Below are 22,164 nucleotides of genomic sequence, written 5' to 3'. Positions count from 1 at the left end.
CGGCGGTAACCCCCTACAGCACCGTGAGGAGCCGCACGTGAGCGATTCCCGAACCCAGCGGCGCACACCGTCCGGCGACACCCCGGACGAACCGAACACACCGGCCACACCGGGCGCACCCGCCCGCACGCCGGGCAGCAGCCGCCGCAGCGTCCTGCGCGCCACCGCCGCGACGGCCGGGCTCGGCCTCGCCGGGCTCCCTGCGGGCACGGCCCACTCCGCCGAAGGCGCCTCCGCCCTCCGCGCCCCGGCCGCCGCCGGGCAGGCCGGCGGCGCGGGGGCCGGCTCCTATCTGGTGGGCCGCGGCATCGCGGACGCCACCGGCGAGGTGGCCGAGGTCGGCATGATGGGCTACGGGCGTACCGACCAGCAGGCCCAGGGCCTGCACAACCGGCTGCGGGCCCGCGCCTTCGTCATCGCCGACCGGGCCCCGGACGGCAGCGCCGGGGAGCGGGTGGCCCTCGTCGTGGTCGACTCCCCCATGATCTTCTCCAGCGTGCACCAGGCGGTGCTGCGCGCCCTGGACGAGCGGTACGGCGGCCTCTACAACGCCCGCAACACCATGATCACCGCCACCCACACCCACGCCGGGCCGGGCGGCTACTCCCACCACCTGCTCTACAACATCACCACGCTCGGCTTCCACGCCAAGACCTTCGACGCGGTCGTACGCGGCATCACGGAGGCCGTCCGCCGGGCCCACGCCGATCTGGCGCCCGCCGAACTCTCCCTCTCCCGAGGGGAGTTGCGCGGCGCCAGCGTCAACCGGTCCCGCGCCGCCTTCGACCGCAACCCGGCCGACGTCAAGGCGCACTTCCCCGACGCGACCGACCCGCTCACCACACTGCTGCGGATCGAGCGGCAGGGGCGGCTGGTGGGCGCGGTCAACTGGTTCGCCACCCACTGCACCAGCATGTCCGGCGACAACCGGCTCATCAGCGCCGACAACAAGGGTTACGCCGCCTACCACTGGGAGCGCGAGGTGGCGGGCGCGGACTACCTGGCCGACGACGCGCCCGAGGTGATCGCCGCCTTCGCGCAGACCAACGCCGGCGACATGTCCCCCAACCTCGACCTGGAGCCGCCGACCACTCCGGAGGACTTCGAGCGCACCCGCGCCAACGGGCTGCGCCAGTACGAGGCGGCGGCACGGCAGTTGGAGCGCCCCGGCACCCGGCTGTCCGGCGGCGTGGACTCCCGGCTGGTGTACGTGGACCTCTCCGACGTCACCGTGCAACCGGAGTTCACCGGCGACGGACGCACCCACAGGACCGCCAAGCCCGCGGTCGGCGCGGCCATGGCGGCGGGCAGCACGGAGGACGGGCCGGCCTTCCCCGGCTTCTCCGAGGGCGAGAACCCCTTCTGGGACGCCGTCTCCCACTCGGTGCTCTACACCGTCTCGCCGGAGCTGCGCGACGCCCACGCGCCCAAGGCGATCGCCGTGCCCATCGGGGAGATGAACCGGATCTACCCGTGGGTGCAGGAGATCGTGCCCGTGCAGCTGGTGCGGATCGGCCGCCTGTACCTGATCGGCGTCCCCGGCGAGGTCACCATCGCGGCGGGACTGCGGCTGCGCCGCACCGTCGCGGAGGTCACCGGCGCCGGGCTGGACGACGTGCTGGTGGCGGGCTACGCCAACTCCTACTTCCACTACCTCACCACCCCCGAGGAGTACGACGTCCAGCACTACGAGGGCGGCAGCACCCTCTTCGGCCGCTGGCAACTGCCCGCGGTCCAGCAGGTATCGGCGGAGCTGGCCCGCGCGATGCGCGACGGGCGGGCGCTGCCGACCGGTCCGGAGCCGCCCGACCTGTCCGCCGCGCCGCTCGCCCTCCAGCCGCCGATCGTGCTGGACGCCCCGCAGATCGGGCGCTCGTTCGGGGACGTGCTGACCCAGCCGCGCGAGAGCTACCGGTCCGGCGAGCGGGTCACGGCCGTGTTCGCCGGCGCCCATCCCGGCAACGACCTGCACCGGGGCAGCACCTATCTGCGGGTGGAGCGGTACGAGGGCGGGGTGTGGCGCACGGTCGCCGACGACGGCGACTGGTCGACGGCCTTCCGCTGGGAGCGCGACGGGATCGCCGCCTCGAAGGTGACCGTCACCTGGGACGTGCCCGCCGGGGCCGAACCCGGCCGCTACCGCGTCCGCTACCACGGCGACGCCAAACCCCTGGTGGGCGGCGCCCGTTCCTTCTCCGGCACCACGCGCACGTTCACCGTGTCGGCCTGATCCCTCCCCGGCGGCCGGGCGTCCCGCACTATGCTCCACCGGGCCGCCCGGCCGCCGAGGAGGTGGGGTGAGTGACGTACGACCCGGTACCGCTGCACCGGCTGGAGGTGCCCGCGCCGAACGAACTGCCGTTCGCCATCGGCTCCTTCGACACCATCGGCCCGCTGTCACGCGCCGCCTTCCCCCACCGGCACGTCTTCCACGAGATCGTGTACGTCACCAGCGGCCGCGGCACGCACGTGGTGGACGCGGTGCCGTGGCGGCTGAGTCCGCCGAACCTCTGCGCGGTCGCCCCCGGGCAGGTGCACCACTGGCGCGGGGTCTCGGGCCTGAACGGCTGGGTGGTGCTGTTCACCGACGACTTCCTGCTGGAGCACCCGGAGGACCGCGAGACGCTGCGGGGCCTGCGGGAGCGGCCGTGGCTGCGGCCACCGCGCGACGAGGCGGTCAGGCTCTCGGCGCTGCTGCGGGAGATGGACCGGGAGTACCGCGGCCGGGGCGGGGGCTTCGCCTCCGTCCTCCAGTCCTATCTGCACGTCCTCCTCGTCCGCGCGAGCCGGCTGTCCGGCGGCGGGGCGGAGGCTTCGGCGACCGGGCGGACGGGTGGAACGGCCCGGGACTTCGGCCGGCTGCTGGAGGAGTCGGAGGCGGGGCGGCTGTCGGTGCGCGAGTGCGCGGCACGGCTGGGCGTGTCGGTCGGCCATCTGAACGAGACGGTCAAGCGGGCCACCGGGCGCACTCCGGGGCAACTCCTGCGGTGGGCAAGGGTGCTGGAGGCCAAGCGGCTGCTGACGGGGACGGGGATGACGGTGGGGCAGGTGGCCCGGCACACGGGCTTCGCCGATCCGGCGTACTTCTGCCGGTTCTTCCGCCGGGAGACCGGTGTCAGCCCCGGCGCCTTCCGCCGCGGAGCCGGGGAGAGCGGCGGGGCGGGCGCGGACGAGGAGGCGGACGGGGATCGCGGGACGGACCGGGACGGGACCGGAACGAATCACCACGAACGCTGAATCCTGTCCATCGCCTCAGCCCAGACGCGCCCATAGGTTCAGACCTGCTCGCGAAAGGTCCATACCACCTTCCCCGATGCCAGGAGAGACCGTGGAAGACCACACCACCCCCCACTCCGGAACCGGATCCGGCTGCGGGCCGCGCCCCGGGCGCTCCGCTCCCATCAGCCGCAAGAGCGTGCTCAAGGGAGCGCTGCTGGCCGCCCCCCTGCCGCTGCTCGTCGGCGGCGCGCCGGCCCTGGCCCGCACCCTGCGGCCGTCGTCCGCCGGGGAACCGCTCCCGCTCACCCCGTACTGCGACGACGGGGACGATCCCACGCCCCCGCAGATGGAGGGCCCCTACTTCAAGCCGAACTCGCCGCGCCGCACCTCGCTCGTCGACGCGGGCACCCCGGGCACACGGCTGACCGTCAGCGGGTACGTGTTCGGCCGGTCCTGCCGGCCGCTCCCGGACGTACTGCTGGACTTCTGGCAGGCGGACGCGGGCGGCGCCTACGACAACACCGGTTACCGGTTCCGCGGCCACCAGTACACCGACGCGCGTGGGGCGTTCGAACTCACCACGATCGTCCCCGGGCTGTACCCGGGCCGCACCCGGCACATCCACGTCAAGGCGCAGGCCCCGGGCCGCCCCGTGCTCACCACCCAGCTCTACTTCCCGGGCGAGCCGCGCAACGGCACCGACGCGATCTTCGACCCCGCGCTGCTGATGAACGTGCGGACGGTCGGCTCGGCGAAGGAGGCCACGTTCGACTTCGTCCTCGACGTCTCCCAGACGCCCCCGCCCACCACCCCGCCCCCGGACGGCCCCGGCGACACCTGGCGCGCGGGGGTGGGCTACAGGGCCGGCGACCGGGTGGGGTACGGCGGCGCCTCCTACACATGTCTCCAGGCGCATCTGTCCCAGGCCGGCTGGGAACCGCCGAACACCCCGGCCCTGTGGCGGCGGGCCTGACCCCCGGCCCCTGAGCCCCGACCCGCGACCCCGCCCCGGCACCGTCCCGGCACCGGCTCCGTCCCGGCACCGCCGTGGCGGCCGACCGGCCGCAAGCGCGATCGCGGTCAGTCGGCCGCCACGGCCTCGGCGTCCGGGCCGCGGTGGGAGCCGAGGCAGGCCAGGAGTCCGGCGCGGTGCAGTTCGGCGATCGGCTCCATCAGATCGGGGTGGCGCAGCAGGGGCGCGGCCTGCCGGTCGAGCCCGTCGGGAGCGGCCAGCCTGCGGAAGTCGACCGCCAGACCCCGCGCGTGCTCGCTGCGCAGGGCACCGGCCACCGCCTCCTCCACCAGATCCGGCGAACTCAGCAGGCAGGCCGCCCAACTGGCGAGGACCTCGTCCACCCAGGTGCGCCAGGCGCTCCCCGTCTCGCCGGGCTCGCGGGGCACGGGGATCCACGGCAGACCGGCGGACGCGCCGCCGGAGTCGCCGGGACCGCCGGAGTCGCCGAGGCCGTCGGGACCGGCCGGCTCCGGGGCCGCCGCGCCGGTGATCCGGTCCAGCCGCAGGGCGCCGCCCGGACCGGCGACCGCCACCAGCGCGGCATCCAGCAGCGTCGGATAGCGCAGCCAGGCCGCGACCGTGACCGCCTGGCGCGCCTGCGCCTCGGCCAGGGACGCGCTGAGCACGCCGCCGGCGGTCGGGTAGGAGCGGACCAGCCACCGGGTGGTGGCGGCTATGACGGAGGAGAGATCAGCAGACACCTTGGTCCCGCATTTCGGAAGGGCTGATTCCGGTATTCGGTGACTCGATGGTAGCGAGCCCCGCACGGGCCGCCGGGGTGAGTTGCGACACCAGGCGCCCAACGGCGCGGGGAACACCCGGCCGGGAGGCGAACCGGGAGGCGGGGCGGGAGCGGAACGCGCGGAGAGGGTCTCGTCACCGGCCGTGCGCCGGGCTACGGTGGCGTGTGACAGCCGCGTCCTCCCGGTGGTGACCGCACCGGCGGCGCGGGCGGACCCGGCGGGACACGGCGGAAGGGGAACTGCCGTTGAACTGCACCACATGCGGAGCCACCGTGATCCAGGGCCCCGACGGGCGCTGGTCCTGCGGCAACTGCGGAGCGACCGGATGACCCCGTCGCACTCCGAGGTCCCGGCGCCCGACGTGGCCGTGATGCACTGCGCGCAGTGCGGCTGGGCCGTCCAGGAAGGGCCGCGCGGCGGCTATGTGTGCACCCAGTGCTTCCACACCGTCGAGCCGCCGCCGGGCTTCCGCGGGGGCTGACCCCGGCGGCCCGCCGCACACACCTCATACCGCCCGCACCCCGCACCGTCTCCTCCCGCCCGCCCCACCCGGCCCGCTCCTCATCCGCGCGCCCGGGGTACGCGCGGCACGGCGGTGTGCTGAGTGGTCTGCTGAGCGGCGCGCCGCGCGGCGAGGAGCTGGCCCGGCACCGCGGCCAGGACGTGCTCCGGCGGTGCGTCCGGCAGGCCGCCCCCGGCGTCGGCGCGGCCGGGCGGCGGCGCGCCGGGCAGCTCGGCGGCGGACGGCCCGAGGCCGCCCTCCGGCGGGGGAAGCAGCGGACTGCCGTGGCGCAGCAGCCACCAGCGGTAGGCGGGACTGGCCCAGGCGACCTCGGCGTAGGCGGCCATGAGGTCGGCGCACAGGCCCCCGGCCTCCGCCGCCAGCGGACTGTCGGACCGGCAGGCCAGTAACAGCCGTACCGCCAGCGGGTCACCGCGCAGCGGGCGGATGACCATTCCCTGGCGCTGCTGCGAGACGGGCTGGCACACGCTCACCGCCTCGCCCCCGGCGATCAGCGCCGCGGCGGTGGTGTTGTCGGGCACGTGGACCATGCGCGGGTTCAGCCCGGCGGTCGCGAAGGCGCGGCGCGTGGCGGCCCACTCGCCGTCCGCCGTGAAGTCGACGATCCACTGGTCGTCGGCGAGGTCGGCCATGTCGACCACCCGGCGGCCCGCCTGGGGGTGGGTCTCGGGCAGGGCGATGAACTGCGGTTCCCTGGCGACCAGGACGTGCTGTTCCACTCCCGGGGGAAAGCGCAGCGGGAAGCCCTCCGGCTCGTGGACGAACGCCACGTCCACCTGCCCGTCGGCGACCGTCTGGAGCAGCGAGTTGGCGGAGACGTCGATGTGGATCCCGGTCTCGGCACCGGGGTAGCGGGCCCGGAGCCTGCGCACCCACCCGGCCACGGCACGGCTGGCCGTGCTGCCGATCCGCAGCCGCGCGCCTCCGGCCAGTGCCGCCGCGCTCCTCGCCTCGCTCACCAGGGCCGCCATGTCCGCGACGATCGGGCGTGCGCGGCAGAGCACGGACCGTCCCAGTGCCGTGGGGCGGCTGCCCGTGCGCTCCCGGGTGAACAGCCGTCCTCCGATGGCGTTCTCGATACGGCGCAGCTGCGTGGTCAGGGAGGGCTGGCTCATGCCCAGGCTCAGCGCCGCCTTGCGGACGCTGCCGGCGTCGGCGATGGCGCACAGCACGCGCAGATGCCTCACGTCGAGCTCCACTCCTGGAGGATAACGACGCCCCAACAGGCGGCACCAGCCGCCCAAACGCCGCCGAAACGGCATGCCCGGCGTTCCCGGCGCACGACTTCGACCGTTCCCGGACGGGGCTCCTCCGGCAGGGCTCCTCCGGCCGGCCTCCGGGGAGGGGCGGGCGGCGGGGGATCGAGCGGTGCGATCACGGGTGATAACGCGGCGCTATCGCCGGTTGGCATCATCCCGGCGGCACGGAGGTCGAACACAATCCTGACTGACCGAAGTTCCTCCGCCGGGCCCGGCCCCCCTCAGGTTCCGCTTCAGGTTCCGCACCCGGGTTCGGCGACGAGAAGGAGACCCCCCACATGAAGTCCTCCAGAGCGGCCCTGGCCGCGGCGCTCGGCCTGGGCATGTCCCTGAGCCTGGCCGCGGTGCCGGCCTCCGCAGCCCCCGCCCCGGCCGACCGGCTCCCCGCCTCGATCGCCGCGTACTCCGGCTCCCCCGCCGACCAGGCCAACACCAGGGCCTTCTTCGAGGCCGTGATGGAGTCCGCGCTCTCCAAGCAGCAGGCCACCGGGGCGCAGGCCGTCACGGTCGTCTACGACGCCAGCCGGGCGCCCTCGTTCGCCACCGAGATATCCCGCAGCGCCCAGATATGGAACTCCTCGGTCAGCAACGTGCGCCTGGTGTCGGGCAGCAACGCCGACTTCCGCTACTACGAGGGCAACGACTCGCGCGGCTCCTACGCCAGCACCGACGGCCGCGGCAACGGCTACATCTTCCTGGACTACCGGCAGAACCAGGTCTACAACTCCACCCGCGTCACCTCGCACGAGACCGGCCATGTGCTGGGCCTGCGGGACAACTACTCCGGGCCGTGCAGCGAGTTGATGTCCGGCGGCGGCCCCGGCCCGTCCTGCACCAACGCCTACCCCAACGCCGCCGAGCGCAGCCGGGTCAACCAGCTCTGGGCGTACGGCCTGAGCGCCTTCCAGAAGGAGTCCGCCGCCAAGGCCCGCTGACAGCAGGGCGGTCGTCCGGTGCGCCGGCTCACCGGACGACCGCCGATCGGCGCGGCCGCCCGCCGGCCCGGCGTCTTCTCCCCCCACGGACGCCGGTCCGGCGGCCTTTCTCCGGCGCCGGGCAGGAGAGTCGATACCCTGCCCGGCGCCGGCGCCCACGGTTCACACCGCCGGTACGGCCGCACCGCCCGTACAACCGCCGGGCCGTACGGCCACCGGGGCGTGAGCCCACCACCGCCTCAGGGCCGCAGGATCAGCCGGACCGGGTTGCCCTCCTTGCGCAGCAGCCGGTCCACCGCCTCCTGCGCCTCCGCCAGCGGCAGCACCCCGCTGACCGACCGCGAGAAGTCCAGCCGGCCCCGCCGCACCAGTTCGACGAGCTGCACCACATGCTCGTCGGAGGAGCCGTAGTGGCCCAGCACCTGCTGCTGGAAGTAGCTGAAGGCGGTGCCGTCGCTGATGGTCAGCGGCTTGTCGGTGAGACCGACCAGGACCAGCCTGCCGCCCGGCCCCAGGCAGCGCACCGCCTGCTCCCGCACCGCCGGCGCCCCGGCGAAGTCGAACGCGGCGGCCAGCCCGGCCCCGCCGGTCTCCCCCCGCACCCGGGCGGGCAGTTCGGGGTCGTCCGACGAGAAGGCCATGTCGGCGCCGAAGGCCAGGGCCCGCTCGCGCGCCTCCGGCAGGGGGTCGACCGCGATGATCGGCGCGGCGCCGACCAGGCGCAGCAGTTGCACGCCGTGCACGCCCAGACCGCCCGCGCCCCAGACGCCGGCCGGGCGCGCGGGCTCGGCGCGGGCGGTGGCGGTGATGGCGGCCCACGGGGTGGACACGGCGTCCGGGATGATCGCGGCCTGCTCGAAGGGCAGTCCGTCGGGGATCTCCACCAGCGTCGACTCCGCCGCCACCGCGTACTCGGCCCAGCCGCCGTCGTAGTCCACTCCGCGGGTCCACACCACCCCGTCCCGCTCCTCCCCGGCCTGGAGCAGAACGCGCTGCCCCGGCCGCCACCGGGTCACGCCCGCGCCCGGTTCGGCGACGACGCCCGCGACCTCGTGGCCGAGGGTGACGGTGTCCCCGCGCAGGTACAGCGGGGTGAGGGTGCCGTCGATCAGGTGCACGTCCGACAGGCAGACCCCCGCGGCCTCGACCTTGACCAGCACCTCTCCCGGCCCCGGCCTCGGAGTGGGCACCTCCTCCACGAAGAAGGCGCGCGTCTTCACGTTCAGCCGTCCGGCGAGCACGGTGACCACCTGTCTCCCACATCGGTGCCTGTGATCGTCCCCCGTCCCGGCCGGGGTACCCGCGCAGGGCGCGGGGAACGCGGCCCGGCGCCCGGTTTCACGCCCCGCCGGCGTCGGCCCCGGGTCCGGTCCCGGCGCCGGGTCCGCTGTCGGCCCGGCCCGGGGCCGGGATCTCCTCCGCCGCGGGCGGCGGACCGGGCGGGGTCCCGTCGCCGAAGGGCCGCCCGCCCAGCTCCTCGCGGTGGTGCGGGGTCAGCCATCCGGACGGGTCCGGGCCGAGCGGCACGATCTGGGTGGGGTTGATGTCGGTGTGCACCTGGTAGTAGTGGCGCTTGATGTGGTCGAAGTCGACCGTGTCGCCGAAGCCGGGGGTCTGGAAGAGGTCGCGGGCGTAGGCCCACAGCACCGGGTCCTCGGTCAGCTTGTTGCGGTTGCACTTGAAGTGGTTGTGGTAGACGGCGTCGAAGCGCACCAGGGTGGTGAACAGCCGCACGTCGGCCTCGGTGATGGTGTCCCCCACCAGGTAGCGGCGGCCGGCCAGGCGCTCGGAGAGCCGGTCCCAGCAGGCGAACAGGTTGCGGTAGGCGCGCTCGTAGGCCCGCTCGCTCTTGGCGAACCCGGCCAGGTACACGCCGTTGTTCAGGTTGCGGTAGATGTCCTCCATCACCTCGTCGATCTCGTCGCGCAGCGGCTCGGGGTACAGGTCGGGCGCGCCCTCGCGGTGCAGCGCGGTCCACTCGGTGGCCAGGTCGAGCGTGATGCGCGGGTAGTCGTTGGTGACGAGCACGCCGCTGGGGACGTCGACGATCGCCGGTACGCTGACGCCGCCGTCGTAGCCGGGCTCGCGGGCGGCGTACGCCTCGCCGAGGAAGGCGATGCCCAGCACCGGGTCCCTGCCGTCCGGGTCCAGGGTGAAGCGCCAGCTCCGCTCGTCCTGCAGGGGGTCGGTGACCGCCAGGGAGATCGCGTCCTCCAGGCCGAGCAGCCGCCGCACCACCAGGGCGCGGCTCGCCCAGGGGCAGGCCCGGCTGACCACCAGCCGGTACCGTCCGGCCTCGACGGGCCAGCCGTCGGCGCCGTCGGCCGTGATGCGGTCCGTGAAGTGGCTCGGGGACCTCTTGTACTCGGCTGTCGTGCTGCCGGGGTTGCCGACGCTGGTCGTCATGGGGCCGTCTTCCTCTCGGGCTCTCGGGCGTCCCGGCCGTCCGGCTCCCGGCGGCGGGGCGCGGGAACGGGACGCCTACCCGCTCCGCGCCCCGGCACCCGTACGGCCCCGGCACCCGTACGCCCGGCGGCCCCCGTCAGCTCCCGCCGGCCGCGGCCCGCGCCGGGCGCGCCGTCCCGCGCGGCTCGCCGCGGTAGGTGCCGAACTGCCAGCGGTTGCCCTCTGGGTCGCGTACGGCGAAGTCGCGGGATCCGTGTTCGGTGTCGTACGGCTCCCTCAGCACGCGCGCCCCGGCGCCCACGGCCCGGGCGAAGAGTTCGTCGGGGCGGTCGGTGACGACGTACGCGCCGAAGCTCCCCGGCTCCAGGGGCCAGGGGTCGTCCTCGCCTCCGCGCACCGATCCGAGCATGATCCCGCCGCCCTCGGGCCAGTCCAGCTGCGCGTGGTGGACGGTTTCCGCGTCCGCTCCCCCGCCCCTGACGACCAGCGTCTCCTCGAAGCCGAACGCGTCAGCCAGGAAGCGGATCAGCGCCAGTGCGTCGCGGGCCCGCAGCGTCGGCCACACCGTGGGCTCCGGCGCGGCGGGCTCCGGTGCCGTGCCGTCCTTGGCCGCAGCCATCCCTGCCGTCGTCCCTGCCGTCATTCCTGCCGTCCTCCTCGATGGGGCCCTCATCGCTCACCGGTCCTCGGCGAGCCCCTGCGCACCCCACTGTGGCTCCGCGGCCCCGTCCCCGGCTTGGACGTTTCGGAACAGCGTGCCGCGCTCCAGATCCAGCCAGCGGCTCGGCGCGCAGCCGGCCAGCGCGCGGAACTCGCGTGCCAGATGGGCCTGGTCGAAGTAGCCGCACTCCACCGCCAGCGCCGCCAGCCCCAGCTCGCCCCCGCCGGACGCCGGACGCCCGGTCCGGGCGGCACGGGCGGCCAGCAGTCGGCGGGCCCGGTCGAAGCGGACCACCCGGGCGGCGGCCTTGGGCGTCAGCCCGATCTCCGTGCGGAAGCGGCCGGTGAGATGGCGGGTGCTCCAGCCGGCCTCCTCGGCCAGCTCCGGGACGGCGGCGGTGCCGCCCGAGGCCAGCAGACGGCGCCAGGCACTGGCCACCCCGGGGTGCGCGGCCGGCTCCGGGCGCAGCAGGCCCGGCAGGAGGCGGTCCAGTACGGCGAAGCGCTCGGGCCAGGTCGCGGCCTGCCGCAGCCGGTCGTGGAGTTCGGCGCAGCGCCGGCCGAGCACGGCGTCGGCGGGTACGTCCAGATGGGCCAGCTCGCCCGCGGGCAGGCCCAGCAGGGCCCGCGCGCCCAGCGGGCCGAGCGCGATCTGGACGCCGGACTGCCTGCCCTCGTGGGCGATCAGCGCGGGCGCCGCGTGGAGGCCGCCGAGCAGTGTGTCGTAGTGGCCGGGCGGCTGCCGGGGGTCGGGGTGGGCGGCCACGGTGAGCCGGTCGTCCAGGGTGAGGATCAGCGTCAGGTACGGGGAGGGCAGGCCCCGGTGGAGGGCGGGCGGCAGACCGGCCTGCCGGTAGCCGGTGTACCGGGCGACGTACGGCCGCAGCGCCGGGGCCGGGCTGCGGCACACGTACTCGTCGACCGCCCCGCCGGCCGCCTCGGGGCCGGCGGGGCGCGCCGGGCCGGTTCCGGTCGCGGTACCCATACGGCCCAGTATCGGCCCCGGGCGGACGCGGCGGGCGGAGCTGTTCGGCGGGCGGTGTCAGTCGAGGCCGAGGGCGGCCAGATGCCGGGCGAAGGGGACGACGGCCTCGGTCCCTCCGGCCTCTTCGGCCCCGCCGGCTTCCTCCTCGTCGGCCTCGTCGGCCTCGTCGGCCTCGCCGGTCCCGCCGGTCTCCCCCGTCCCACCGGGACCGTCACCGGGCCTCGGCCGGCCGCCGACCAGCTCGGCCAGCTCCCGCGCCGCCCGGCCGATCCGGGCGGACAGCTCGCCCACCCTCTCGTCCACGCCGCCCCAGTCCTCGGAGGCGGCGTAGACGGCCGTGGGGACGGTGACCGCCCGCAGGTAGGCGAACATCGGGCGCATGGCGTGCTCGATGACCAGGGAGTGGCGCGGGGTGCCGCCGGTGGCGGCCATGAGGACCGGCCTGCCGTGCAGCGCGGTGTTGTCGACGACGTCGAAGAAGGACTTGAACAGACCGCTGTAGGAGGCGGTGAAGACCGGGGTGACCGCTATCAGGCCGTCGGCCCCGGTCACGGTCTCGACCGCCTCGGCCAGGGCGGGGCCGGGGAAGCCGGTGACCAGGTTGTGGGCGATGTCGGTGGCCAGGTCGCGCAGCTCCACCACCCGCACCTCGACCGGGCGTTCCCCGCCCTCCAGTTGCCGCCTGGTCGCCGCCGCCAGCCGGTCGGCGAGCAGGCGGGTGGACGAGGGGCGGCCGAGGCCGGCCGAGACGGCCGTGATCCGGATGGGTTCCATGGTGTTTCTCCTGCGCGGGTGGTGTCCGGTGTGCCCGGTGGGGTCCGGTCCGGGGCCCGGAGTCCGGGCCCCGGGGTCCGGTGGGATGTGGCGTCGGGGTCAGGCCGTGGCGCCGGGGGCTCCGGCGGCGGCTCCGGCCTCGCGGCGGGCGACGAGGGAGGCGTGCGTGGGGGCGTCCGGCACCTGCGCGGGGCGCCTGGCGGCGAACTCCTCGCGCAGCACCGGCACGACCTCCTCGCCGAGCATGTCGATCTGCTCCAGCACGGTCTTCAGCGGCAGTCCGGCGTGGTCCATCAGGAAGAGCTGGCGCTGGTAGTCGCCGGCGTAGTCGCGGAAGGCGAGGGTCTTCTCGACGACCTGCTGCGGGCTGCCCACCGTCAGCGGGGTCTGCTCGGTGAAGTCCTCCAGCGACGGCCCGTGCCCGTAGACGGGCGCGTTGTCGAAGTAGGGGCGGAACTCGCGGACGGCGTCCTGGGAGTTGCGCCGCATGAACACCTGGCCGCCGAGGCCGACGATCGCCTGCTCGGCGGTGCCGTGGCCGTAGTGGGCGTAGCGCTCCCGGTACAGGGAGACCATGCGCTGGGTGTGCTCCTTGTTCCAGAAGATGTTGTTGTGGAAGAAGCCGTCGCCGTAGTAGGCGGCCTGCTCGGCGATCTCCGGGGAGCGGATGGAGCCGTGCCAGACGAACGGCGGGACGCCGTCGAGCGGGCGCGGGGTGGAGGTGAAGCCCTGCAGGGGGGTGCGGAAGCGGCCCTGCCAGTCCACCACGTCCTCGCGCCACAGCTTGTGCAGCAGCGCGTAGTTCTCGATGGCCAGCGGGATGCCCTGACGGATGTCCTGCCCGAACCAGGGGTAGACCGGCCCGGTGTTGCCGCGGCCCAGCATCACGTCCACGCGCCCGTCGGCCAGGTGCTGGAGCATCGCGAAGTCCTCCGCGATCTTGACCGGGTCGTTGGTGGTGATCAGGGTCGTGGAGGTGGACAGGATCAGGCGCTCGGTGCGGGCGGCGATCCAGCCGAGCATGGTCGTCGGCGAGGACGGCACGAAGGGCGGGTTGTGGTGCTCGCCGGTCGCGAAGACGTCCAGGCCCACCTCCTCGGCCTTGAGCGCGATGGCGACCATGGCCTTGATGCGCTCGTGCTCGGTGGGCGTCCGGCCCGTGGTCGGGTCCGGGGTGACGTCGCCCACGGTGAAGATTCCGAACTGCACTGCGCTCACATCCCAATGGTTGATTGTTCAATCACTTTGTCGAACAGGCGGATGTCCCTCCCTATTCCTGCCGCTCCCCACCGAGGAGGCATGGACACCCGCGGCGGGGGAACCGCGTAGCCCGGAATCCCCACAACGGGCTTCCCACCCGCGGTGGCCGCCGGGCCGCGGACGGGCGGCGGTCCGCCGCCGACCGCTCAAGCGACCCGTACGGCCCGCACGGGCAGCCCGTACGAGGCAGGGAGCGAGGCACCATGTTCAAACGCCGTCGCAAGGAAGACCGGCAGGAGAAGGACCAGCGGCTCAGGCAGGTCGCCAAGGAGCACGTCCGACACCTGTCCGGCGAGACCGCCAAGGGACGGGTCGATCCGGCCACGACCGAGCGCACCGGGCACGAGAAGGGCACCTCCGGCACCTCCGGCGAGGGCGACACCCCTCGCTGAGGACGGCTCCGGCCGGACGCGGTGGGGCCCGGCCCACGCGGACCGGGCCCCACCGCGCTCACTCCAGGATCTTCAGGCCCACGACACCGGCGACGATCAGCACCAGGCAGAGCACACGCCCGGTGGAGACGGGATCGCCCAGCGCGGCCATCCCGTACAGCGCCGTGCAGACGGCCCCGATGCCCACCCACACCGCGTACCCGGTGCCGATGGGGATGCCGCGCATCGCGTAGGCCAGGCCGCCCATGCTCAGGGCGAGGGCGACGACGAACAGCACACTGGGCCTGAGCCGGGTCAGGCCCTGCGACGCCGAGAGCGCCGCGGCCCACACCGCTTCCAGGAGCCCCGAGACGACCAGTACGACCCACGCCATGACGCGACCTCCGCAGGTGACGTTGCCTTGCTGCGTATGACCTGCGCCGTCTTGTCCTGCCGGGTACGACGCGCTCGTCCGGGGCGCGGGGGCGCCACGGCCAACGTAACACCGCCCGCACCGCGCCCCGGACGCACCCCGTCCGCGCCCCCGTCATGCCGCCGCGCTTCCCGGGCACGCGTGGACACATGCGCTACTACGCCGACCTGCACGTGCACTCCCGGTACAGCAGGGCGTGCAGCCGCAACAGCGATCTGCCCCACCTGGCCTGGTGGGCGCGGCGCAAAGGGATCACCGTGCTGGGCACCGGCGACTTCCTCCACCCCGTGTGGGCGGGTGTGCTGCGCGAGTCGCTGGTGCCCGCGGAGCCGGGCCTGTTCCGGCTGCGGGACGACCTCGACCGCGAGGTGCTGGAGACCCTGCCACCGGCCTGCCGCGGCCCCCTGCGCTTCCTGCTCCAGGTGGAGGTCGCCACCAACTACCGGCGCGGCGGCCGGGGCCGCAGGATCCACCACCTGTGCTACGCGCCCGGCTTCGACGCGGCCGAGCGGCTGGCCCGCGCCCTGTCCCCGCACGGCGACCTCGCCTCGGACGGGCGGCCCGCCCTGGCGATGGACTCCCGTGATCTGCTGGAGGCCGTCCTGTCCTGCGGCGAGGGCTCCTACTTGGTTCCGGCGCACGCCTGGACGCCCTGGTTCGGCGTCCTCGGCTCGAAGTCCGGCTTCGACGGCGTGGACGAGTGCTACGGCGACCTGGCCGGTCACGTCTTCGCGCTGGAGACGGGCCTGTCCTCGGACCCGGAGATGAACTGGCGGGTCTCCTCCCTGGACCGCCTCCGGCTGGTCAGCCACTCGGACGCGCACTCCCCGCCCATCCTGGGCCGCAACGCCACCGTGTTCGACACCGAGGTGGACTACTTCGCGGTCCGCCGCGCGCTGGAGACCGGCGAGGGGTACGCCGGCACCGTGGACCTGTACCCGGAGGCGGGCAAGTACCACCTGGACGGGCACCGCGCCTGCGGAGTGCGGCTGGAGCCGGCCGGGACCAGGGAGCGCGGCGGCAGGTGCCCGGTGTGCGGCAGGAAGCTGACCGTCGGTGTGCTCCACCGGGTCGAGGAGCTGGCCGACCGTCCACCCGGGCGGAGGCCGTCCACCGGCGGCGAGGCCCTGAAGATCGTCCCGCTGCCGGAGATCGCGGGCGAGATCCTGGGCGTCGGGCCGAAGACCAAGTCCGTCGAGCGCGCCCTGGAGGGTCTGACCGCCGCGCTGGGCCCGGAGCTGCCGCTGCTGCTCCAGGTGCCGGTGCGCCGGGTGCGCGAGGCGGGCGAGCCGGAGGCGGCCGAGGCGATCGAGCGGCTGCGCACCCACCGGGTGCGGCGCGAGCCCGGCTACGACGGCGAGTTCGGCTCGATCTCGCTGTTCGGCCCCGAGGAGTCCGGGGAGCGGCGGGAAGAACAGGGGCCGGGAGGGCGGGGGGAGCAGGCCGCGTCGGCGGGCGGGGCGGGCCGGTAGCACGCGGTGGCGCACCGCTCCTTCGCGGACGCATACCGCCGGGGCCGACGGGTACCCCTGCGGCGCACCGATCCCCACAGCACGGGAGGTGGCCGATGCTCCCCCAGACACTGAGGATCCCGACCGACGGAGGAGCCGCCCTGGCCGGGGACCTCACCATGCCCGACGGGGCCCGCGGCGTCGTGGCCTTCGCCCACGGCAGCGGCAGTTCCCGGCACAGCCCGCGCAACCGGGCGGTGGCCGGGGTCCTGCAGGACGCCGGGCTGGGAACGCTGCTGTTCGACCTGCTCACCGAGGACGAGGAGCGGACGGACACGGTCACCGCCGAGTACCGCTTCGACATCCCCCTCCTGGCGCGGCGTCTGGTGGCGGCGGTCGACTGGCTCGGAGGCCGTCCGGACACCGCCGGGGTGCCGATCGGGCTGTTCGGGGCCAGTACGGGCGCCGCCGCGGCCCTGGTGGCCGCGGCCGAGCAGCCCGACCGGGTGCGGGCCGTGGTCTCCCGGGGCGGCAGGCCCGATCTCGCGGGCGGCGCCCTGGACCGGGTCGCCGCGCCCGTCCTGCTGATCGTCGGCGGCGAGGACCGTGAGGTGCTGCGGCTGAACGAGCAGGCGGCCTCACGGCTGTCGGCCCCGTGCACGGTGCACGTGGTGCCCGGGGCCACCCATCTGTTCGAGGAGCCCGGCACCCTCGACCAGGCCGCCGCCGCGGCCCGCGACTGGTTCGTCCGCATGACCCGGGAGACGGTGCCCCGGTGACCCGTCCCGCCGCCGCCGTACCGCTGCCGCACCGGCGCCCGGCCCCCGCGCGGCGGGACCGCAGGGAAGCGAAGGGAGACAGATCATGCGCTTCCACGACCGCACGCAGGCGGGCCGGATGCTCGCCGAGCCGCTGCGGGACCTCCAGCGCGCCGGAGAGATCAGGGATCCGCTGGTCCTGGCGCTCCCCCGGGGCGGCGTCCCCGTGGGCGAGGAGGTCGCCCGCGCACTGCACGCGCCGCTGGACGTGCTGGTCGCCCGCAAGATCGGCGCGCCGTTCAACCCGGAGTTCGGCATCGGGGCCGTCGCGGGCGAGGGCCCGCCGCTGTTCGACGAGCAGTCCCTGCGGATGCTCGGCCTGACGGCCGGGGACCTGGCCGGGCAGGTCGAGCGGGAGCGGGCGGAGCTGCGCCGCCGCGAGGACCTGTACCGCGGCGGCCGTCCCGCCCCGAGGCTGCGGGGCCGTACGGTGATCGTCGTCGACGACGGGCTGGCCACCGGTGTCACCGCGCGCGCCGCGCTGCACGCCGCCCGCGTCCTGGAGCCGGAGGTCCTGGTCCTGGCCGTTCCGGTCTCCTCCGTGCAGGCGGCCGCGGCGATGGAGGAGGTGGCCGACCGCCTGGTGTGTCTGGAGACCCCGCCGTCCTTCCAGGGGGTCGGGCAGTGGTACGAGGACTTCCACCAGGTGGGCGACGAGGAGGTGGTCGCCGCCCTGAGGGCCTCGGCCGCCGCGCGGTGAGGGGCGCGGCGGCCCGTGCCGGAGGAAGCCCGGCCGGTGTGCTCAGCCGGCGTCGAGGCCCAGGTCGGGTCCGAAGGACTCGTAGTGGATGCGGGAGGCGGGGACGCCGCGCTCCAGCAGCCGGGTGCGCACCGAGCGCATGAACGGAACCGGCCCGCACAGGTAGGCGCGGGCCCCCTCGGGGATCTCGACGCCCGACAGGTCCACCAGTCCGGTGCGCCCGGCCGGCCACTCGCCCTCGGGACGCTCGTACCAGACGTGGAGGGCGGCGTCGGGCAGCTTGGCGGTGAGCAGTTCCATCTGCTCACGGAAGGCGTGGGAGGACTCGGTCCGGTCTCCGTGCACCACGGTCACGCGGCGCGGTGAGCCGGTGGCGGCCAGGTGGGCGAGCATGCTGACCATCGGGGTGCAGCCGATGCCCGCCGAGGCGAGCAGGACCGGGCCGTCGCCGTCGTCCAGCGCCACGTCGCCGAAGGGGGCGCCGACGGTGAGCACGTCACCCTCGCGGACGTTCTCGTGCAGCCAGTTGGAGACCTCGCCGGCCGGGTCGCCGCAGACGCGCTTGACCGATATCCAGCGGTCGTCGCCGCCGGGGGCGCAGGAGATGCTGTACTGGCGGATCTGCCGTGCCCCGTCGGGCAGGGTGACCTGGACGGAGACGTACTGCCCCGGCCGGAAGGGCGGCACGGGGCCGCTGTCGGCCGGGCGGAGCATGAAGGTCGCCACCTCGGCGGTCTCCTCCAGGCGGCCGACCACCTTCCAGGGCCGCCACACGTCCCCGTCTCCGACGCCGCTCGCGGCGTACAGCCGCGCCTCCATGGCGATCAGGGCCCCGGCCATCAGCCAGTACACCTCGTCCCACGCCTCGGCCACCTCGGGGGTGACCGCCTCTCCCAGGACCTCGGCGACGGCGTCGAACAGATGGCGGTGGACGACCGTGTACTGGTCGGCGGTGATGCCCAGGGAGGCGTGCTTGTGGGCGATACGGGCCAGCAGTGCGTCGGGACGCCGGTCCGGGTGCTCCAGCAGCATGGTGGCGAAGACGGCGATGGAGCCCGCCAGCGCGCGGCTCTGGGTGCCGTTGGCCTGGTTGCCCCGGTTGAACAGGTCGCGCGGCAGCTCGGGGTGGGCGGCGAACATCCTGCGGTAGAAGACCGGGGTGATGTCGCCGATGGCGGCACCGATGACCGGCAGGGTGGCGCGTACGACGGCGGTGGACTTCTCGGACAGCATCACTGTCTCCTTAATTCGCACTACAGATGCGAGTTTTGAGGCGCACGGAACCACTCCACGACACCTCGGTCGGTTCGCGGTCCGGCCGGGTGAGGGCCGGGGTCGGGTCGGGCGGCGGCCCCCGAGGGGACCGGAGCCGGACGGCTACGCGGGGGACGGCGGGCCGGTGAGCAGGCGGAGCACCACGGGCCCCGCGGGCCCGCCCACCAGATCGCGCACCGTCAGCGGGTCGAGCGCCGCGTAGAACGCCTCCTGGGCCTCGTACAGCGCGGCCCGCAGCCGGCACGCGCCGCGCAGCGGGCACGGCGCGGACGGATCCTCGCAGCCCACCACGTCACCGGTGCCCTCCAGCCGCCGGACGAGCCAGCCGACGGAGGCCTCCCGGCCGCGGGAGGTCAGCTCCAGCCCGCCGCCCCTGCCCCGCCGGGCCTCCAGCACCCCCATGTGCTGCAGGCGGCTCACCACCTTGGACACGTGCGTGTACGGCGCGGCCACCGACTCGGCGACCTCCCGGGAGGTGGGGACCTCGCCCTCGTCCGTCACCGCCAGGCGCATCACCACGCGCAGCGCCAGATCGGTGAACTTCGTCAGCCGCATGCCATGACGGTATCAATGCGCATTTCCGATGCCGATTTGGGGGTCCTGCGAAGGTCCGGTCCGGGGAACGCCCCGGGACACCCGGAGCCGTACGGGCGCCGGCCCGTCCCAGGGCCGCGGCGGCGGCCCGCCGCGGCCCGGTGTGACAGACCCCAGCACACGGGCGTGGCGCGCGCCGGTGCAGGCCGGGACCGTGCCGGGCAGGCCGAGGGCGGTGAGGAAGCCCAGCAGTGCGAAGGCGTACGCCTCCTTGGCGCCGGAGGGCAGGCCGAGTTCGTCGGAGACGCGCACCGGGACCCCGTCCAGGGCCAGGGCGAGCCGGGCCAGCAGCACGGGGTTGCGGGTGCCGCCGCCCGAGGCGATCACCTCGGTGCCGCCGGCCGCCCGTACGGCGTCGGCGACGGTGCGGGCCGTCAGCTCGGTGAGGGTGGCCAGCACGTCCTCGGCCGGCAGGTGCCCGAAGCCGGCCAGGGCGGTGCGCAGATAGGCGGCGTTGAACAGTTCCCGGCCGGTGGTCTTCGGCGCGGGCCGGGCGTAGTACGGCTCGGCCAGCAGCCTGTCCAGCAGCGGCCGGCAGACGGTGCCCGCGGCGGCCAGCGCTCCGTCCGCGTCGTGGTCGGCGCGGCCCCCGGTCAGCTCCCGCACGGCGGTGTCGAGCAGCACGTTGGCGGGCCCGGTGTCGTACGCCAGCGGGCCGTGCGCCCCGTGCGCCACCGTGATGTTGGCGATGCCGCCCAGGTTGAGGGCGACGGGCGCCCCCGGCCGGCCGCGCAGCCACAGCACGTCCAGGGCGCTCACCAGCGGCGCCCCCTGCCCGCCCGCGGCCACGTCGCGCGGGCGCAGGTCGGAGACGACCGTGCGGCCGGTGCGTTCGGCGATCCAGGCGGGCTGGCCGAGCTGGAGGGTGCCGCGCACCCGGCCGTCCTCCGTCCAGTGGTAGCAGGTCTGCCCGTGCGAGACGACCAACTCCGCTTCCCCTGCGCACAGTTCGCGGTCGGCGCGGTCGGCCGCCGCCGCGAGGGCCTGTCCGAGGAGGGTGTCGAGCCGGCAGACCGCCGCCATGGTGGTGGACGACGGCGGGAGCGCCGCGAGCAGTTCGCGGCGCAGCCCGCCGGGGAAGGCGCACTCCAGGTCGCCCAGCGGAGTCAGGACGACGGTGTCGCCCTCGATCCCCAGATCGGCGGCCGCCGCGTCGATCGCGTCGCAGGACGTGCCCGACATCAGCCCGATCACCCTCATGCCCGTGCCCTCCTCGCCCTCCGCGGCGTCCGCTCCGCTCGTTCGGCCCGTGCCGCCCGTACCGCCCGCTCCATCCGTACCGCCCGCTCCGCCCGTACCCGGTCAGTCCCGCAGCGCGCGCCGGTGGTCGTCGCCGCGCAGCGTGAGCAGCGCCGGCAGGCCCACCGCGCAGACGACCACCACGTACAGCGCGGGGACGTCGGCGTCGCCGGTGCGCTTGATCAGCTCGGTGATGATGAGCCCGGCCGAACCGGAGAACACCGCGTTGGACAGCGAGTACGCCAGCCCCAGGCCGGTGTAGCGGACGGTGGTGGGGAACATCTCGGCGAGCATCGCCGGGCCGGGCCCGGCGAGCAGCCCCACCGCCGCGCCGGCCGTGAACACCGCCGCCGCCCTGGCCGCGGAGGAGGCGTCCGGGTCCTGGAGGAGGTTGAGCAGGGGGAAGGCGAGGACGATCAGCGCGACCGTCCCGGCCACCATCACCGCCCGCCGTCCGATCCGGTCGCTGAGCGCCCCGGCGGGGAGGATGGCCAGCGCGAAGCCCGCGTTCGCCACGACCGTGGCCAGCAGCGCCTGCTGGAAGGAGGCCCCCAGGGTGCTCTGGAGGTAGGAGGGCATCACGACGAGGAAGGTGTACCCGGCCGCGGACCAGCCCATCAGACGGCCGATCCCCAGTCCGATGGCCCGCCAGGTCGCGGCGGCGGACGGCCTGCGTGCCGCGGCGGGCGCGAGGTCCGCCCCCGCGCCGCGTGCGTGCCCGGCAAAAGCGCCGGAGGAGCGCCGGAAGGAAGGCGTCTCCTCCAGCCTCAGCCGCAGCCACAGTGCGGCCAGCCCCAGCGGCACCGCCAGCAGGAACGGCAGCCGCCAGCCCCACCGCTGGAGGTCCCCCTCGCCGAGCACCGTGGCCAGCAGGGCGGCCAGGCCGGCGCCGGCGAGCAGGCCGAGCGCCACCGTGAACGACTGCCAGGCCCCGTACAGGCCGCGCCGGCCGGGCGGTGCGAACTCCGTCATCACCGACACCGCGCCGCCGAACTCCCCGCCCGCCGAGAGCCCCTGGAGGACGCGGACGAGGGTGAGCAGCCACGGCGCGGCGGCGCCCACGGTGGCGTACGTCGGCAGCAGGCCGATGGCCGCCGTGGCGGCGGTCATCAGCAGGACCACCAGGATCAGGGTGGGGCGGCGGCCGATCCGGTCGCCGATCCGGCCGAACAGGGCCGCGCCCACCGGGCGGAAGAAGAAGGCCAGCGCGAAGGAGGCGTAGGTCTTCACCAGGGCCTCGATGTCGCTTCCGCCCTCGGGGGTGAAGAACTGCGCGGCGATGATCGTCGCGAAGTAGCCGTAGACCCCGAACTCGTACCACTCGATGAAGTTGCCGACCGACCCCGCCACCAGGGCGCGCCGTGAAGCGGGTGGCGCGCCCTTGCCGTCCCCGCCCTCTCCGCCTCCGGTCCCTGCGTCCCCGGCCTTCGCGGTCGTCGTCATCGTCCCGCCCTCCCGGTCCGTCGGTGCGCGCCCTGCCGGGCCCTGCCGTGGGTGTCACGGC

Annotated in this window: 22 protein-coding genes and 1 riboswitch; of the genes, 9 read left to right on the top strand and 13 right to left on the bottom strand. The window is 74.9% G+C overall.

The genetic code is table 11. The features are described from left to right. The first annotated feature begins 154 nt into the window (after positions 1-154). The 3 genes from QPK52_RS24030 (at position 155) to QPK52_RS24020 (ending at position 4,192) form a co-directional block, all read left to right on the top strand. Positions 155-2,230, top strand: a complete 2,076-nt coding sequence (locus QPK52_RS24030) for a neutral/alkaline non-lysosomal ceramidase N-terminal domain-containing protein (RefSeq protein ID WP_410540457.1) — start codon at positions 155-157, stop codon at positions 2,228-2,230. A gap of 71 nt (positions 2,231-2,301) precedes the next feature. Continuing rightward, positions 2,302-3,237 carry a helix-turn-helix domain-containing protein gene (locus tag QPK52_RS24025; protein WP_410539545.1) on the top strand — a complete coding sequence of 312 codons (936 nt, stop codon included), beginning with the start codon at positions 2,302-2,304 and terminating at the stop codon, positions 3,235-3,237. A gap of 76 nt (positions 3,238-3,313) precedes the next feature. After that, positions 3,314-4,192: a carbohydrate-binding protein gene (locus QPK52_RS24020; protein WP_410539544.1), complete on the top strand. Its 879-nt coding sequence runs from the start codon at positions 3,314-3,316 to the stop codon at positions 4,190-4,192. 107 nt (positions 4,193-4,299) lie between these two features. Here the strand turns inward: QPK52_RS24020 and QPK52_RS24015 are convergent, their stop codons facing one another. After that, positions 4,300-4,935: a hypothetical protein gene (locus QPK52_RS24015; protein ID WP_410539543.1), complete on the bottom strand. Its 636-nt coding sequence runs from the start codon at positions 4,933-4,935 to the stop codon at positions 4,300-4,302. Positions 4,936-5,302: 367 nt separating this feature from the next. Between QPK52_RS24015 and QPK52_RS24010 the strand changes: the two genes are divergently transcribed. Further along, positions 5,303-5,458, top strand: a complete 156-nt coding sequence (locus QPK52_RS24010) for a hypothetical protein (RefSeq protein ID WP_410539542.1) — start codon at positions 5,303-5,305, stop codon at positions 5,456-5,458. A gap of 80 nt (positions 5,459-5,538) precedes the next feature. Here the strand turns inward: QPK52_RS24010 and QPK52_RS24005 are convergent, their stop codons facing one another. Beyond that, positions 5,539-6,699, bottom strand: a complete 1,161-nt coding sequence (locus QPK52_RS24005; RefSeq protein WP_410539541.1) for a LysR substrate-binding domain-containing protein — start codon at positions 6,697-6,699, stop codon at positions 5,539-5,541. Positions 6,700-7,037: 338 nt separating this feature from the next. On the opposite strand from QPK52_RS24005, the gene snpA reads away from it, so the two are divergent. Further along, positions 7,038-7,694 carry a snapalysin gene (snpA, locus tag QPK52_RS24000; RefSeq protein ID WP_410539540.1) on the top strand — a complete coding sequence of 219 codons (657 nt, stop codon included), beginning with the start codon at positions 7,038-7,040 and terminating at the stop codon, positions 7,692-7,694. Between the two features lie 239 nt (positions 7,695-7,933). On the opposite strand, the gene QPK52_RS23995 is transcribed toward snpA, so the two are convergent. The 6 genes from QPK52_RS23995 to QPK52_RS23970 form a co-directional block, all read right to left on the bottom strand. Continuing rightward, positions 7,934-8,944, bottom strand: a complete 1,011-nt coding sequence (locus QPK52_RS23995; protein ID WP_410539539.1) for a zinc-binding dehydrogenase — start codon at positions 8,942-8,944, stop codon at positions 7,934-7,936. 88 nt (positions 8,945-9,032) lie between these two features. Beyond that, positions 9,033-10,100 carry a glutathione S-transferase family protein gene (locus tag QPK52_RS23990; protein ID WP_410539538.1) on the bottom strand — a complete coding sequence of 356 codons (1,068 nt, stop codon included), beginning with the start codon at positions 10,098-10,100 and terminating at the stop codon, positions 9,033-9,035. A 136-nt stretch (positions 10,101-10,236) separates the two neighbouring features. Next, positions 10,237-10,719, bottom strand: coding sequence for a VOC family protein (locus QPK52_RS23985; RefSeq protein WP_410540456.1), 483 nt, complete (start codon positions 10,717-10,719; stop codon positions 10,237-10,239). 57 nt (positions 10,720-10,776) lie between these two features. After that, entirely contained in the window at positions 10,777-11,745 is a 969-nt protein-coding gene (locus QPK52_RS23980; RefSeq protein WP_410539537.1) for a helix-turn-helix domain-containing protein, read from the bottom strand. 57 nt (positions 11,746-11,802) lie between these two features. Next, the gene (locus QPK52_RS23975; protein WP_410539536.1) at positions 11,803-12,519 is read right to left on the bottom strand and encodes an FMN reductase; all 717 of its coding nucleotides are present in this window, start codon (positions 12,517-12,519) and stop codon (positions 11,803-11,805) included. 99 nt (positions 12,520-12,618) lie between these two features. Next, on the bottom strand, positions 12,619-13,728 hold the full coding sequence (locus QPK52_RS23970; RefSeq protein ID WP_093656355.1) for an LLM class flavin-dependent oxidoreductase: 1,110 nt from the start codon (positions 13,726-13,728) through the stop codon (positions 12,619-12,621). 254 nt (positions 13,729-13,982) lie between these two features. On the opposite strand from QPK52_RS23970, the gene QPK52_RS23965 reads away from it, so the two are divergent. Continuing rightward, positions 13,983-14,171: a hypothetical protein gene (locus QPK52_RS23965; protein WP_410539535.1), complete on the top strand. Its 189-nt coding sequence runs from the start codon at positions 13,983-13,985 to the stop codon at positions 14,169-14,171. A 58-nt stretch (positions 14,172-14,229) separates the two neighbouring features. On the opposite strand, the gene QPK52_RS23960 is transcribed toward QPK52_RS23965, so the two are convergent. After that, positions 14,230-14,544 carry a DMT family transporter gene (locus tag QPK52_RS23960; RefSeq protein ID WP_093656359.1) on the bottom strand — a complete coding sequence of 105 codons (315 nt, stop codon included), beginning with the start codon at positions 14,542-14,544 and terminating at the stop codon, positions 14,230-14,232. 40 nt (positions 14,545-14,584) lie between these two features. Then, positions 14,585-14,648, bottom strand: a riboswitch (guanidine-III (ykkC-III) riboswitch). A gap of 84 nt (positions 14,649-14,732) precedes the next feature. On the opposite strand from QPK52_RS23960, the gene QPK52_RS23955 reads away from it, so the two are divergent. From QPK52_RS23955 to QPK52_RS23945, 3 genes are all read left to right on the top strand, one after another. Continuing rightward, complete coding sequence (locus QPK52_RS23955; RefSeq protein ID WP_410539534.1) at positions 14,733-16,055, top strand: endonuclease Q family protein; 1,323 nt, start codon at positions 14,733-14,735, stop codon at positions 16,053-16,055. 95 nt (positions 16,056-16,150) lie between these two features. Next, positions 16,151-16,813 carry a dienelactone hydrolase family protein gene (locus QPK52_RS23950; RefSeq protein WP_218158244.1) on the top strand — a complete coding sequence of 221 codons (663 nt, stop codon included), beginning with the start codon at positions 16,151-16,153 and terminating at the stop codon, positions 16,811-16,813. A gap of 85 nt (positions 16,814-16,898) precedes the next feature. Beyond that, positions 16,899-17,552, top strand: coding sequence for a phosphoribosyltransferase (locus tag QPK52_RS23945; RefSeq protein ID WP_410539533.1), 654 nt, complete (start codon positions 16,899-16,901; stop codon positions 17,550-17,552). Between the two features lie 42 nt (positions 17,553-17,594). Here the strand turns inward: QPK52_RS23945 and QPK52_RS23940 are convergent, their stop codons facing one another. The 4 genes from QPK52_RS23940 to QPK52_RS23925 form a co-directional block, all read right to left on the bottom strand. Continuing rightward, positions 17,595-18,785, bottom strand: a complete 1,191-nt coding sequence (locus QPK52_RS23940) for a globin domain-containing protein (protein ID WP_410539532.1) — start codon at positions 18,783-18,785, stop codon at positions 17,595-17,597. Positions 18,786-18,929: 144 nt separating this feature from the next. Continuing rightward, entirely contained in the window at positions 18,930-19,382 is a 453-nt protein-coding gene (locus QPK52_RS23935) for an RrF2 family transcriptional regulator (RefSeq protein ID WP_410539531.1), read from the bottom strand. Positions 19,383-19,394: 12 nt separating this feature from the next. Further along, on the bottom strand, positions 19,395-20,621 hold the full coding sequence (locus QPK52_RS23930; protein ID WP_410539530.1) for an anhydro-N-acetylmuramic acid kinase: 1,227 nt from the start codon (positions 20,619-20,621) through the stop codon (positions 19,395-19,397). A 102-nt stretch (positions 20,622-20,723) separates the two neighbouring features. Continuing rightward, the gene (locus QPK52_RS23925) at positions 20,724-22,103 is read right to left on the bottom strand and encodes an MFS transporter (RefSeq protein WP_410539529.1); all 1,380 of its coding nucleotides are present in this window, start codon (positions 22,101-22,103) and stop codon (positions 20,724-20,726) included. Positions 22,104-22,164: the final 61 nt, after the last annotated feature.

This window comes from Streptomyces sp. KL2 (assembly GCF_046529545.1).
Classification (GTDB): Bacteria; Actinomycetota; Actinomycetes; order Streptomycetales; family Streptomycetaceae; genus Streptomyces; species Streptomyces radiopugnans.
The sequence above is the reverse complement of the archived record's forward strand: the minus strand, read 5'-3'. Positions and strand labels throughout refer to the sequence as shown.